Origin of the sequence: Paenibacillus sp. FSL M7-1046 (assembly GCF_038007405.1) — a bacterium.
Classification (GTDB): Bacteria; Bacillota; Bacilli; order Paenibacillales; family Paenibacillaceae; genus Paenibacillus_AQ.
The window spans coordinates 5,399,219-5,412,691 of record NZ_JBBOXB010000001.1 but is presented as its reverse complement, the minus strand read 5'-3'; the positions used below and the strand labels follow the sequence as shown (position 1 = coordinate 5,412,691).

The window sequence follows — 13,473 nt, the reverse complement described above, 5'->3', positions numbered from 1 at the left end:
AAAACGGCTTGTCCTCCATAAGAGGTAAAATAGCCGTTTTTGCGAATAAGTTAAGCTAGCCTAATTGTAAAAGTTTTCCCTAAATTTTCAAAAAGCAACCCGGCTGTCCCGCTGTCGCTCCGAGAAGGACATACGGTATACAACCAGGCTGCTTTAAGGGTAATCTTATGGAAAATTAACGACGCAATCCCAGTTTTTCGATCAGGGCGCTGTAACGTCTGATGTCTTTGTTCTTCAAATACGCCAGCAGTTTACGACGTTGTCCAACCATCTTCAGCAATCCGCGACGGGAATGATGATCCTTCTTGTGCGTACGCAAGTGGTCAGTCAAATTAACGATGTTCTCCGTAAGGATAGCAACTTGCACCTCAGGGGATCCAGTATCGGATTCATGAGTTTTGTGCTCGTCGATCAATTGGTGTTTACGTTCTTGAGTCAATGCCATCCTGTTCACCTCCTTCATTATAATCGCCAGTAGCCTCGTCACCGTCGGTGAGAACGAGCAACCAAGCTATGGTTATGATGCTGTTTTTCCAGCAACGTTAATCAGTATAGCATTATCGGAAAGAAAAGTAAACGGCTTGTCCCGTGCAGATTAAGAATGATAGCCCAGCAGCTCTTTGGCCGTTTCGGCATCAGCAGCAATCTGTGAAATCAGGGCATCAATCGACTCAAACTTACGCTCAGGCCGGATAAAGGAGACCAGTTCTACCTTAAGTTCCTCTTCATAGATGTCTCCTGCAAAATCAAACAGATGCACCTCAAAGCTCGGGGCAATCATCCCCTCATGGAACGTAGGCTTCACGCCGACATTCATTACGCCGTACAGAACGTCTTCCTTATAAAAGACCCGCACTGCATACACCCCTTTAGCCGGGATGACATAACGGTCTTCCAGCTGAAGATTTGCAGTCGGAAAACCAATTGTGCGGCCTCTCTTCTCCCCGTGCCCTACAACTCCGCGCAGATGATAGCAGCGCCCAAACCATGCGTTGGCCAGGGTTAGATCTCCGTTCTGAAGGCTCTTCCGAATGCCGGAGCTGCTTACCTTCTCTCCTTCAAGCAGAAAAGGAGGCACCGTCTCCACATTCATCACACCGTCCCCCAGCTCACGGAGCATATCGGCATCCCCTTTGCCCATGTAGCCAAAGCGGAAATCGAAGCCGATAACTGCAGTTACAATGTGCAGCGGCAGCAGCATTACAGAGACAAAATCCTGCGGGCTAACCCGGGACAGCTGCTCATTAAATTCAATTATATACAAAATATCGACCCCCATGCCGGCAAGCAGTTCCTGCTTGTCCTTCGCCGGGGTCAAATATCCATCATAGTCACCTTTGCCCATTACATCCTTGGGATGAGGATGAAAGGTCATGACTGCTGCCGGTACGCCTTGTTTACGGGCCAGAGCTACAGCGGAAGTAATGACGCTGGCATGTCCGCGGTGCAGTCCGTCAAACTGGCCCAGGGCAGTCACTTGCGGCTGCGCCCACTGCGCTGCGGTCTCCGCTGGCATTGGATAACTTAAGGTTACGGTTCTCACGCTGTTTCTCACCTACAATTCACTAATAAAATTAATATTATGCTTGTGCGAATACCTTTACAGGGGCTATAGCTCCTGTGTCATCCAATTCATAAATGCCCAGGAACTCTCCCTGTAGATCATACAGCCGAAAATGTCCGGCCTGCTTTACTTCAGGTGCTACGTAACGTGTTGAAAGGCGCTGCCCCTGCAGGGCGGCCTTCCTCTTCTCATCCATTACCGAATGCCGGGACAGATGGGAAATCGCTTCATCCGCCGCGATCAGATGTTCATCGAGTGTGCCTGCTTCTTTATGCTCGGCAATTTGCTCAAGGGTTAGACAGTGACTGGCGGATATCCCTGCGGACATCGTCCGTTCCAGCTTGACCATCACACCGGGCACTCCTAGCGCCCGGCCGATATCTACGCAAAGCGTACGGATGTATGTACCCTTGGAACACAGCACACGGAAGGTAATATCAGGATAATTGCCGCTGTACACCATATCCGTCATCTCAATTTCGTAAATCTCCACATCACGGCTCTTGCGTTCTACAGTCTTGCCTTCTCTAGCCAGCTCATAGAGGCGTTTGCCTTCCACTTTCACCGCCGAGTACATCGGGGGAACCTGAGAGATTACTCCTTTAAAGGAGTTCAGTACCGCCAGAACTTCTTCCTCGGTAACTTTCACTTCATCCACAGTTTCCGTGATGGTTCCGGTTAAGTCTTCGGTATCACTTGCCATACCTAGTCTCAGTGTGGCCACATATTCCTTAGGCAGCTCCTGAATATACTCCACAACCCGGGTTGCCCTACCAAGACAAAGCGGCAATACGCCTGTCACTTGAGGATCCAGAGTTCCGGTATGTCCGATGCGCTTCATGCCAAGAATCCGCCGGGCTTTGGCTACAACATCATGTGAAGTGTACCCTGCAGGCTTAAAAACAGCCAAAACACCTGTCAGCTCACTCATAAAAGACGTCTGACCTCCTCCAGCACCCGTGGTATTGCCTGCTCCAGCGTACCCTCAACCCGGGCACCTGCTGCGCGGGTATGTCCGCCGCCTCCGAAGACTTGAGCCAGCGCTGCGACATCGACCTTGCCGGCCGAACGCAGGCTGACCTTCACAGCAGTCTCATCGATGACCTTGAACAGCATGCCGACCTCCACACCGCGGATATTACGCGGATAATTAACAATGCCTTCAAGATCCTCATTGGCGGCATTACATTCGAGCATATCCTGTGGTGTTACATAAACCCAGGCAACATCGCCCTGCGGAGTTAATTGCAAAGTATTCAGTGCCCGGTTCAGCACCTTCACCTGAGCTAATGTCATTTCCTCCAGCAACGTCTCCGCCAGCTCGGGACCGTTAACTCCCAGTACCAGCAGCTCAGAGACAGCCGCCATCACTTTAGGTGAGGTATTGGTGTAGCGGAAGCCGCCGGTATCGGTCAGCAATCCTGTATAGATTGCTGTAGCAATATCTATATCCCATTCCACCTCAAACGTCTTCAGCAGGTCGAACAAAATTTCCGCAGTCGCAGCAGCATCCGGCTTAATCAACGTAACGAATCCGTAACCGTTATTGGTGGGATGATGATCAATGTTTGCGATAAGGGCATCCTGAGCAAAAAAGCGCTGGGTCAGCCCCACACGCTGAAAATCTGCACAATCGACGCAAATGACATTACTGTACTTCCGGGGCAAATCACCTTCCCCCAGATTGACAATCTCATCGGCATGCCATAAGTATTCCATCCGTTTGGGAATCGGGCCTTCATTCAGCATAGTATATTTTTTGCCCAGACATGAGAGAAGCCAGCCCACCGCGAGGGTGGAGCTGACTGCATCTCCGTCCGGCTGAACATGCGACACTACAAGATAATCGTCGTGTTCCAGCAGAAACTTACGGGTCTGCTGGAGACTTTGTTCATAGCTCTGCATTCGCCGTCTCCTTTATGTTTCCTAACTTTCTTCGTTCTTGCCGATCTCGCCGAGCAGCTTCTCAATATGACTTCCGTAAGCAACGGATTCGTCCATCTTGAAGATCAGCTCAGGCGTGTGGCGCAGGCGGATCGCCTTGCCAAGTTCGGAGCGGAGAAAGCCATTGGCTTTCTCAATCGCTTTTAGCGAATCGCTCTTCTGCTCTTCGTCTCCGAACACGCTCAGGTATACCTTGGCCTGCGAGAGATCGTTCGTTACATCTACGCCGGTTACTGTTACGAACCCGATGCGCGGGTCCTTCAGTCCGCTTTGGATAAGCTGGCTCAACTCTTTCTTGATCTGTTCGCCAACCCGTCCCGCTCTGATTTTAGACATCTATATTCACCTCTTCGCTTAGCGCTCTACCGTTTCCATAATGAACGCTTCGATAATGTCGCCCTCTTGGACGTCATTATAGCGTTCCAAAGTTATGCCGCATTCATAACCCTGCGCCACTTCTTTGGCATCATCTTTGAAACGTTTTAAGGTGTCGATCTTTCCTTGGAAGACAACAATACCGCTGCGGATCAAGCGCATTTCGGCATTGCGGGCAATTTTGCCGGAAGTAACCATACAACCTGCAATGGTACCCACTTTGCTGATTTTGAAGACGTTGCGCACTTCTGCATGACCGATAACGTTCTCTTTATAGATCGGATCAAGCATCCCTTTCATCGCACTTTCAATTTCCTCAATTACGTTGTAGATGATGTTGTGCAGACGAACATCCACTTTTTCTTGCTCGGCAGCCGCTTTCGTCTGGGCATCCGGACGAACATTGAAGCCGATAACAATAGCATTGGATGCAGCAGCGAGTGTAATGTCAGATTCCGTAATGGCACCTGCACCGCTGTGAATGATCTTCACACGTACACCTTCGACTTCGATCTTGGCCAAAGAGCCTTTCAGCGCTTCAACCGATCCCTGCACGTCTGCTTTAATGATTACGTTCAGGTCTTTGATCTCGCCATCCTTGATGTGCTTGAACAGGTCATCCAAGGTTACACGGGTATTCGTGTTCAGCTCGGATTGGCGCTGGGTTGTAGAACGTCTGTCCGCGATAGCACGGGCTTTACGCTCATCTTCAAAGGCCATAAACGGATCGCCTGCCTGAGGCACCTCAGTCAAACCGGTAATTTCCACTGGTGTGGAAGGACCTGCTTCCTTGATCTTGCGTCCTTTGTCATTAACCATGGCGCGTACGCGTCCGAAGCAGTTACCTGCTACAAAGGCGTCCCCGACTTTCAGCGTACCGTTCTGCACGAGAATACGGGCAACCGGTCCACGGTTCTTGTCAAGCTCAGCTTCGATTACAGTACCGCGTGCCCGTTTGTCCGGGTTAGCCTTGTACTCATTCACTTCAGCAACGAGCAGGATCATTTCCAGCAGTTCTTCCAGGTTGATGCGCTGTTTGGCGGACAGGTTAACGAAGATGGTATCCCCGCCCCACTCTTCCGGAACCAGCTCATAGCTTGTAAGCTCCTGCTTTACCTTATCAGGGTCTGCACCCGGCTTGTCGATTTTGTTGACTGCAACGATAATCGGAAGACCTGCAGCTTTTGCATGGTTGATGGCTTCAACCGTCTGAGGCATTACACCGTCATCGGCAGCTACAACGATAATCGTCATATCTGTTACTTGGGCACCACGAGCACGCATCGCGGTAAACGCTTCGTGACCCGGTGTATCCAGGAATGTGATTTTCTTGTGGTTGATTTCAACTTGATAAGCACCGATATGCTGAGTAATTCCGCCAGCTTCGCCGCCAGTTACGTTCGTGGAACGAATGGCATCAAGCAGTGTTGTTTTACCATGGTCAACGTGACCCATGATCGTTACTACCGGAGGACGAGCCTGAAGATCCTCTTCGGAGTCGTTCTCTTCAACAGTCTCGAAGCTGTCTTCATCCACTGGAATCTTCACTTCTACTTCTACGCCGAACTCACCGGCCAGCAGCAGAATGGTGTCAATATCAAGTTCCTGGTTGATGGTTGCCATAACACCCATCGAGATCAGCTTCTTGATCACTTCAGAAGCATCCTTGTGAAGCAGCTTGGCAGTTTCACCAACGGTCATGCTGCCGCGTACGATAATTTTCTTCGGTGTGTTGTCAATCTTCTCGCGGCGTTCCATTGACTGGTTTCTGCCACGGTTGTTCTTGCCGCCACGGCCGCGGTAGTTGCCGCCTTTGCCGTCTTCAAAGCGCTTTTGGCCGCTGTTGTTGTTCGGTCTGCCGCCTGTAGTGTTTCTCTTAGCGCCTCTGTCACCGCCACCGCCACGGGAGAAGTCTCCGCCGGTGCCGCCGCCTTGAGCTTGCGGACGGTTATCGCCAGTGCGTGGTGCACCGCCTTGAGCTTGCGGACGGCTGCCAGTGGAGCCGCCTTGCGGACGGTTGCCGCCAGTCGAGCTGCCTTGCGGACGGTTGCCGCCGGCCGAGCTGCCTTGCGGACGGCTGCCGCCGGTCGAGCTGCCTTGCGGGCGGCTGCCGCCGGTCGAGCTGCCCTGCGGGCGGCTGCCACCGGTCGAGCTGCCTTGCGGACGGCTGCCGCCGGTCGAGCTGCCTTGCGGGCGGCTGCCGCTAGTGGAGCTGCCTTGCGGGCGGCTGCCGCTAGTGGAGCTGCCCTGCGGGCGGCTGCCGCTAGTGGAGCTGCCCTGCGGGCGGCTGCCGCTAGTGGAGCTGCCCTGCGGGCGGCTGCCGCTAGTGGAGCTGCCCTGCGGGCGGGAATTTTGAGTGGAGCCTGTTGTTGTTCTGCGGGAATCTTGTCCGCTTTGGGGCCTTGGGGACGTCGTCGATTGGTTGTTGTTTTGGTTACTGTTCATACCTACCTGCTTTTCCGGTTGATTTTTGTTGGCATTCTGAGCACTTTGAGGTTCGGCTGTTACCGAGCCGGTAGTTACCGGCCGGCTGCTGGTGCCGGGATCCCGCTTGGCTGCAGCGTTTGACTTAATATCCTTGAAGAACTGTTCTACTTTGGTCACAGAGCCATTCTCCATGACACTCATATGATTATTCACAGGGACATCCAAACGCTTCAGAATTGTAATAATTTCTTTACTGCTCATGTTCAGAGACTTCGCGTATTCATACACGCGCAGTTTATCTTTATTGTCTTCTTTAGTCAATAACTCCACCTCCGACAGTATCTCCGAGTTGCTTGGAGATCATTTCCGCGAATCCTTTATCCGTAACGGCCAGCACAACGCGCTGGTCTTTACCAATACTTGCACCGAGTTCATCCCGGTGAAATGCGATTACTAGTGGAATATCGTAGGTTCCGCATTTATCACGGAACTTTTTTTGGGTATTATCTGAAGCGTCACCCGCCAGAACGACCAGCTTCGCCTCTGAAGACCGTACCGCTTTAAGCACGGCCTCATCGCCGGTGACAATCTTGCCTGCTCTCATCGCAAGCCCTAAATAAGAAAGTGCCTTACTCATCGTCCTCACTATCCTTTGCTGCCAAAAATTGCTCCTCCACGGATGCAAAATCCCGGGCAAGCTGGGCATAGATTTCAGGACTCACTTGACATTTTAACGCGCGGTCAAGTGCTCTATTCTTTTGTGCCAGTTTAAAGCATTCAAGCTTGCCGCAGATATAAGCGCCCCGGCCTGACTTTTTGCCTGTCAGGTCGATCAGCACTTCGCCCTCGGGCGTTCTAACCACGCGAATCAGCTCTTTCTTGGGCATCATCTCCTGGCTGGCAACGCACTTGCGCAGCGGCACCTTTCTTTGCTTCATCATAAACGCCTCCCCTCTAGTGAGCAGGTTAATTAATCAATGGAGACGGAATCCTGATGCATTTCATCGCTTACCGTTTTAGGTCTGCCGTATTCCTGCTCTGCCTGGGTCTCGCTCTTGATATCAATTTTCCAGCCGGTCAGTTTGGCAGCAAGACGGGCATTCTGCCCCTTGATGCCGATCGCCAGTGACAATTGATAATCAGGCACGATGACACGGGCCATTTTTTCCGCTTCAAAGACTTGAACTTCAAGCACTTTGGACGGGCTGAGCGCGTTGGCCACATATTCCTGTACAGCCTCAGAATAACGGACAATGTCAATTTTCTCGCCGCGCAGCTCTGTGACGATGGTCTGCACGCGTGTGCCTCTTGGGCCTACGCAGGAGCCAACCGGATCCACTTCGGAATTGCGTGAGAAGACGGCAATTTTCGAACGGAAGCCTGCTTCGCGGGCCACAGAACGAATTTCAACCACGCCGTCAAAAATTTCCGGAACCTCCAGCTCGAATAGACGCTTCAACAATCCGGGATGACTGCGGGACAACATAATCTGCGGCCCTTTGGTCGTATTCTCCACCTTGGTGATATAAGCCTTGATGCGCTCGCTTTGCTTGAACTTTTCTCCAGGCATCAGCTCGCTGAGCGGCAGAACCGCTTCGATTTTGCCAAGGTCAACATAGATGTTGCGCATATCCTGGCGCTGTACAAGCCCGGTAACGATATCATCTTCCTTGTCGATAAAAGCGTTATAGATAAGTCCGCGCTCCGCTTCACGAATACGCTGGGTGACTACCTGCTTGGCAGTCTGGGCAGCAATACGGCCGAAATCGCGCGGCGTTACTTCAAGCTCAGCGATATCTTCAAGCTGGAAGTGCGGGTTGATTTCCCGTGCAGCCGGCAGTGAGATTTCGGTCCGGGTATCCAGAACCTCTTCAACAATCAGCTTGCGGGCAAATACCTTAATTACGCCAGTGTTGCGGTTCATGTCCACACGCACGTTTTGCGCCGCATTAAAATTGCGTTTATAGCTGGAGATCAGCGCAGCTTCGATGGCTTCAAACAGCACATCCTTGCTGATGCCTTTCTCCCTCTCCAGTTCATTCATAGCTTCGATAAAATCCATACTCATGAAAATCCGGTCCCCCTTTCAAGACGTTAAAAAATAATGGCCAATCTCGCGCTGGCGACTTTGGCATACGGTACTACATGTTCTTTTTTGCCCGCGGAGATGAGCAGTTCCTCGTTCTCGAATGAGAGCAAACGACCTTCGAATTCTTTGAGTCCCTGAATCGGCTCATAAACTGTCACATACACGTCCTTGCCTACCGCTTTGGCAACATCTGCCGCTTTCTTAAGCGGGCGCTCAGCACCCGGCGAGGAAACCTCAAGGAAATAAGCCTCGGGTATAGGATCATTCTCGTCCAGCTTTGAGCTGAAATATTCGCTGATGGCACCGCAGTCGTCAATATCAATGCCGCCTTCTTTATCTACGAATATGCGCAAAAACCAGTTGGAGCCTTCCTTCACGTATTCAACGTCCACCAGTTCGAAACCATTGTCCTCGAGATAGGACCCGAGCATCTGCTCTACCGTTTGTTTAATTTTGGATTTGGGTGTGCTCAAAAGAAATTAACCTCCACGAACTTGTCTTTTGCTATATACCAAAGATAAAGAGTGGGTTTCCCCACTCTTTACACAACGGACTTATCTCATTATTACCAAAAAAATTATACCATAGTGCATCAGCACTGACAAGTGCTAGCCCTTGACTGCCTCTTTTCAGGCATCCAATTTGTAGTTTAAAACAGAGATAGCTGGTTGCTTTCCGGCAGGCCGCGGAAGCAGCCCATCCCGGTCAGCAGCTCAATTACCGTCTTGCTCGCTTTGGATTTCTGCTGGAAATCCTCGATGGAGAGGAACTCTCCGGCATCCTTGGCGGCAGCAATGTTATAGGCGGCATTCTCACCAATTCCCGCCAGTGCAGAGAACGGTGGAATGAGGCTTTTGCCGTCAACAGTAAATTTGTTTGCGTCGGAACGGTACAAATCAATATTTTTGAAAGTAAAACCTCGGGCTGTCATCTCAAGCGCCATTTCAAGAATCGGCAGCATCGCTTTTTCCTTTGGAAGCGCCTGGAAGCCCTTCTGCTCAATATCTACAATCTGGCGGGCGATGGCTTCGTAACCCTGGCAGCAAAGTTCAATATCAAAATCAGCCGCCCGTACCGTGAAGTATGTCGCATAATATTCAATAGGATGATACAGCTTGAAGTAGGCGGTGCGGACCGCGGAAATAACATAGGCGGCGGCATGCGCCTTCGGGAACATGTACTGGATCTTCAGGCAGGAATCAATGTACCACTGAGGAACCTTGCACTTTTTCATTTCCTCGATCCATTCAGCAGACAGCCCTTTCCCTTTACGTACGCTCTCGGTAATTTTGAAGGCCAGTCCCGCATCCATCCCAGCCTTGTAAATCAGGAACAGCATAATATCATCGCGGCAGCCGATAACTGTCTTGATGTTGCAGGTGTTGTTCTTGATCAGTTCCTGGGCATTGCCGAGCCATACGCCCGTACCATGCGACAGCCCGGAGATTTGCAGCAAGTCGGCAAAGCTGGAAGGCTTCGACTCCACCAGCATCTGGCGGACAAATTTCGTCCCCATTTCCGGAACTCCGTAAGTAGCCACAGGGGTCCGGATCTGGTCAGGCCTTACTTCAAGCGCATCTGTGGAGTTGAACATGCTCATGACCTTCGGATCGTTCATCGGGATGGTTGTAGGGTCCACTCCTGTTAAATCCTGCAGCATCCGCATCATTGTCGGATCATCGTGGCCCAGAATATCGAGCTTGAGCAGGTTGGCATCAAAGGCGTGATAGTCAAAGTGGGTGGTCTTCCATTCCGCATTGACATCATCTGCCGGGAATTGCACTGGTGTAATATCCTCTATCTCCATATAATCCGGCAAAACGACAATACCGCCGGGATGCTGGCCAGTGCTTCGCTTGACCCCGGTACAGCCTGCGGCCAGACGTCCCACTTCCGCTCCCCGCCAGCGCTTCTGATGATGCTCCTCATATTTCTTAGTGAATCCGAAGGCTGTCTTCTCCGCTACCGTACCGATGGTGCCGGCACGGAAGACGTTGTCCGGACCAAACATCGTTTTGGTAAAGTTATGGGCGTTCGGCTGATATTCACCCGAAAAGTTAAGGTCGATATCGGGAACCTTATCGCCCTTAAAGCCCAGAAACGTTTCAAAGGGGATATCCTGGCCTTCACCCTTGAGCTTGCCGCCACAGTCCGGGCAGACCTTGTCAGGCAGGTCAAAGCCGCTTGGCACGCTGCCGTCGAGGAACCATTCACTATGCCGGCATTCCGGATTTACACATATATAATGAGCTGGCAGCGGATTTACCTCGGAGATTCCGAGGAAGGTGGCAACTACAGACGAACCTACCGAACCACGGGAACCTACGAGGTAGCCATCCTTGTTCGACTTTTTCACAAGACGCTCAGAAATCAGATAGTTGGCAGAGAAACCAAATTTGATAATCGGCGCCAGCTCTTTTTCAAGCCGGGCAACGACAACCTCAGGCAATTCCTCACCATAGATTGATTTTGCCGTCTCATAGCAGGTGTTGCGGATTTCGTCATCAGCGCCATCGATAATCGGCGTAAACAGCTGGTCCGGGAACAGGTCATATTCCTCAAAGCGGTCAGCCAGCTCCACCGTATTGGTGACGACAACTTCCATCGCTTTTTCCGCGCCCAGGAATTCGAATTCGGCCAGCATTTCTTCCGTAGTGCGGAAATGGGCATCCGGCTTGCGCTGGTCTTTGAGCGGGCTGAATCCTGTAATCCCGTGGATCGTAATATCGCGGAACAGCTTGTCCCGCGGCTCCAGATAATGCACATTGCCTGTTGCAATCACGGGCTTGTTCAGCTGTTCGCCGATTTCACAAACCTTGCGCACTACGCCCCGCAAATCCTCTGCGCTGGCCACGAATCCCTTGTCCACCAAATGCATGTACATCGTCAGCGGCTGAATCTCCAGAATATCGTAGAACTGGGCAACCTCCATCGCTTCTTCAGTAGACTTATTGAGCACAGCCTCAAAGAACTCTCCCCGTTCGCAGCCGGAAATGACCAGCAGACCGTCCCTGTGCTCTTCGAGCTTGGACTTAGGAATGCAGGGAACGCGCTTGTAATACTCCGTATGCGACATGGATATCAGCTTGTAAAGGTTCTTCTTGCCAGTCGGGTTGAGTGCATAGATGCCGCAGTGAAACGGCCGGGTGTTCGACAGATCATTGCCTACATAATCATTCAGCCGGTCAAGCCGGGTCATCCCCTTCATCTTCTCGGCATCAGCCAGCAGACCGTTCAGAATGCCTCCCAGGGCAATGGTATCATCCACCGCACGGTGATGGCTTTCCAGCAGAACCTTATATTTGTCGGCGAGTGTATTCAGCCGGTGGTTCTTCATGCTCGGATACAACAGACGTGCCAGTTCCAACGTATCCAGGGAAGGATTGGACAGCACAGGCAGACCCAGTTTCACCAGGGAAGCCTGAATGAACCCCATATCAAATCTGGCATTATGGGCAACCAGGATACTGTCGCCTATGAACTCGACGAATTTCTTCAGCACCGGCTCCAAATCAGGAGCGTCCTTAACCATCTCATCAGTAATATTGGTCAGCTGCTGAATATGGTATGGAATTTTCTCATGCGGATTCACGAACGTTGAGTAGCGGTCTATCTCCTGGCCGCCGGTCATTTTAATCGCAGCAAGTTCGGTAATATTATTCCGGGTGATCGACAAACCGGTGGTTTCTATATCAAATACGACATAGGTGGCGGTCTTCAGGTCCAGCGGCTGCGCGTTCTCCACAATATTTACTGAGTCATTCACCACATTGGCCTCGACGCCGTAGATCATTTTGATCTTATGCTTATGTGCAGCATGATTGGCGTCCGGAAAGCTCTGCACAACCCCGTGGTCAGAGACGGCAATTGCCGGGTGCCCCCACTTCGCTGCGGTCTTGACATATGCGTCAATTGGCGCCACTGCGTCCATCGTGCTCATAGTCGTGTGCAAATGGAATTCTACCCGCTTCTGCTTCGCATTATCCTTTCGTGCCGGCGGTGCCGATACTTCGTTTAGATCCGATGGAATCATTACCAGCTCGGGAATCTGCATAAAGCGGTCATATTCAACCTTGCCGCGCGCTCTAACCCATTTGCCGTTGGCCAGTTGGCCCATAACCTTCAGATCTTCTTTGGTCTTCGCAAACATCTTCATTTGCAGAGAATCAGTAAAGTCTGTGATGCAGAAGGTGAACAGGGTATTGCCGTTGCGCAGCTCCTTGCTGTCCAGTCCGAAGATCGTACCCTGAATCGTGATTTTCTTCTCTTCATCCTGAATTTCCAGAATAGGTACAGCCTGCTCCTTGATTTCATAACCGACCTGAAGCTTAATGACTTCATTCGGATCTCCCTCATCAACGGGTTCATCCGGCTCGCTGGCCATCATCATCATTTCAACGAGCTCGCGCTGCTCCTGCTGAAGCTTCTGCTGGAACTCTTCATAAGCATCCGCTTTGCTGTTTTCGTTCTCGGCAATCTGCAGCTTAACTTTCAGGGACAGGCCAAAATATTTATCGTAAAATTTAATAATGGCGCCTTCGATTCCCTTTTTACGGGCCAGCTCTAAAGACATCGAATCATTTAGGCTGAGCAGAAGCGTACTGTCTTGAAGCTCTTGAGTGGAGCGGGTCAGCCAACCGTTGACCGAAGGGATCTCGCGCTGCGCCCATTCCAGAAACAAGCCCCAGTATTCCTGAACAAGCTCTGCTCTGCTTACTTTTTCATCATATAGAAACAAGAAGCTGACTTTGGCGATATGCTGCAGCTTCTCACGCATTCTCAAACAAAATGTCCGGTAGGTTTGTGCCGGAACAAGAGTATCTTTGGCAATGACGATGTGCCAGTCCCGGTTACCGCGGCTGATTTCCACACGTTCGATATGCCCGTCCAAAAAGTAGGGATCAATGAGTGCAGGCGGAATCTCTCCCTGCTTCATCAACAGCTCGAATCTTTTTCTTCTTTCCATGTTCTGTTCCATGCTTCCCCCACCTAACTTTTACACAGATAATAAAATCTCCCCGCAAGTGGAAACGGCTTCGCTGTCCTCAAAAGGACGGTATCCGTTTCAGCGAGA

General features: G+C 51.3%; 10 protein-coding genes and 1 pseudogene. All 11 read right to left on the bottom strand.

Annotation, left to right across the window (positions count from 1 at the left end; translation table 11 throughout):
* Positions 1-175: 175 nt before the first annotated feature.
* Complete coding sequence (gene rpsO, locus NYE29_RS24105) at positions 176-445, bottom strand: 30S ribosomal protein S15 (RefSeq protein ID WP_019910460.1); 270 nt, start codon at positions 443-445, stop codon at positions 176-178.
* Between the two features lie 150 nt (positions 446-595).
* Positions 596-1,543 carry a bifunctional riboflavin kinase/FAD synthetase gene (locus NYE29_RS24100; RefSeq protein WP_340897825.1) on the bottom strand — a complete coding sequence of 316 codons (948 nt, stop codon included), beginning with the start codon at positions 1,541-1,543 and terminating at the stop codon, positions 596-598.
* Between the two features lie 37 nt (positions 1,544-1,580).
* Positions 1,581-2,495: a tRNA pseudouridine(55) synthase TruB gene (truB, locus tag NYE29_RS24095; RefSeq protein WP_076110080.1), complete on the bottom strand. Its 915-nt coding sequence runs from the start codon at positions 2,493-2,495 to the stop codon at positions 1,581-1,583.
* Positions 2,492-3,469 carry a DHH family phosphoesterase gene (locus NYE29_RS24090; RefSeq protein WP_340897823.1) on the bottom strand — a complete coding sequence of 326 codons (978 nt, stop codon included), beginning with the start codon at positions 3,467-3,469 and terminating at the stop codon, positions 2,492-2,494. Before NYE29_RS24090 ends, truB begins: the two co-directional genes overlap by 4 nt.
* A 21-nt stretch (positions 3,470-3,490) precedes the next feature.
* A complete protein-coding gene (gene rbfA / locus NYE29_RS24085) occupies positions 3,491-3,844 on the bottom strand; it encodes a 30S ribosome-binding factor RbfA (protein ID WP_076110082.1) in 354 nt (117 codons plus the stop codon).
* 18 nt (positions 3,845-3,862) lie between these two features.
* On the bottom strand, positions 3,863-6,631 hold the full coding sequence (infB, locus tag NYE29_RS24080; RefSeq protein WP_340899785.1) for a translation initiation factor IF-2: 2,769 nt from the start codon (positions 6,629-6,631) through the stop codon (positions 3,863-3,865).
* Positions 6,629-6,947, bottom strand: a pseudogene (locus NYE29_RS24075) (YlxQ family RNA-binding protein); the annotation flags it as partial. The pseudogene NYE29_RS24075 and the gene infB, both read right to left, overlap by 3 nt.
* Positions 6,940-7,248, bottom strand: a complete 309-nt coding sequence (gene rnpM, locus NYE29_RS24070) for an RNase P modulator RnpM (protein ID WP_076110084.1) — start codon at positions 7,246-7,248, stop codon at positions 6,940-6,942. The gene rnpM and the pseudogene NYE29_RS24075, both read right to left, overlap by 8 nt.
* Positions 7,249-7,280: 32 nt before the next feature.
* A complete protein-coding gene (gene nusA / locus NYE29_RS24065; protein WP_076110085.1) occupies positions 7,281-8,378 on the bottom strand; it encodes a transcription termination factor NusA in 1,098 nt (365 codons plus the stop codon).
* A 26-nt stretch (positions 8,379-8,404) separates the two neighbouring features.
* Positions 8,405-8,872 carry a ribosome maturation factor RimP gene (rimP, locus tag NYE29_RS24060; RefSeq protein ID WP_038593427.1) on the bottom strand — a complete coding sequence of 156 codons (468 nt, stop codon included), beginning with the start codon at positions 8,870-8,872 and terminating at the stop codon, positions 8,405-8,407.
* A 176-nt stretch (positions 8,873-9,048) separates the two neighbouring features.
* Positions 9,049-13,377, bottom strand: coding sequence for a PolC-type DNA polymerase III (locus NYE29_RS24055; RefSeq protein WP_340897819.1), 4,329 nt, complete (start codon positions 13,375-13,377; stop codon positions 9,049-9,051).
* Between the last annotated feature and the right edge of the window lie 96 nt (positions 13,378-13,473).

Coding starts and splice junctions, on each gene's coding strand:
- rpsO (WP_019910460.1), bottom strand. CDS start 445: ATGGCATTGACTCAAGAACGTAAACACCAATTGATCGACGAGCACAAA.
- truB (WP_076110080.1), bottom strand. CDS start 2,495: ATGAGTGAGCTGACAGGTGTTTTGGCTGTTTTTAAGCCTGCAGGGTAC.
- NYE29_RS24090 (WP_340897823.1), bottom strand. CDS start 3,469: ATGCAGAGCTATGAACAAAGTCTCCAGCAGACCCGTAAGTTTCTGCTG.
- rbfA (WP_076110082.1), bottom strand. CDS start 3,844: ATGTCTAAAATCAGAGCGGGACGGGTTGGCGAACAGATCAAGAAAGAG.
- rnpM (WP_076110084.1), bottom strand. CDS start 7,248: ATGAAGCAAAGAAAGGTGCCGCTGCGCAAGTGCGTTGCCAGCCAGGAG.
- nusA (WP_076110085.1), bottom strand. CDS start 8,378: ATGAGTATGGATTTTATCGAAGCTATGAATGAACTGGAGAGGGAGAAA.
- NYE29_RS24055 (WP_340897819.1), bottom strand. CDS start 13,377: ATGGAACAGAACATGGAAAGAAGAAAAAGATTCGAGCTGTTGATGAAG.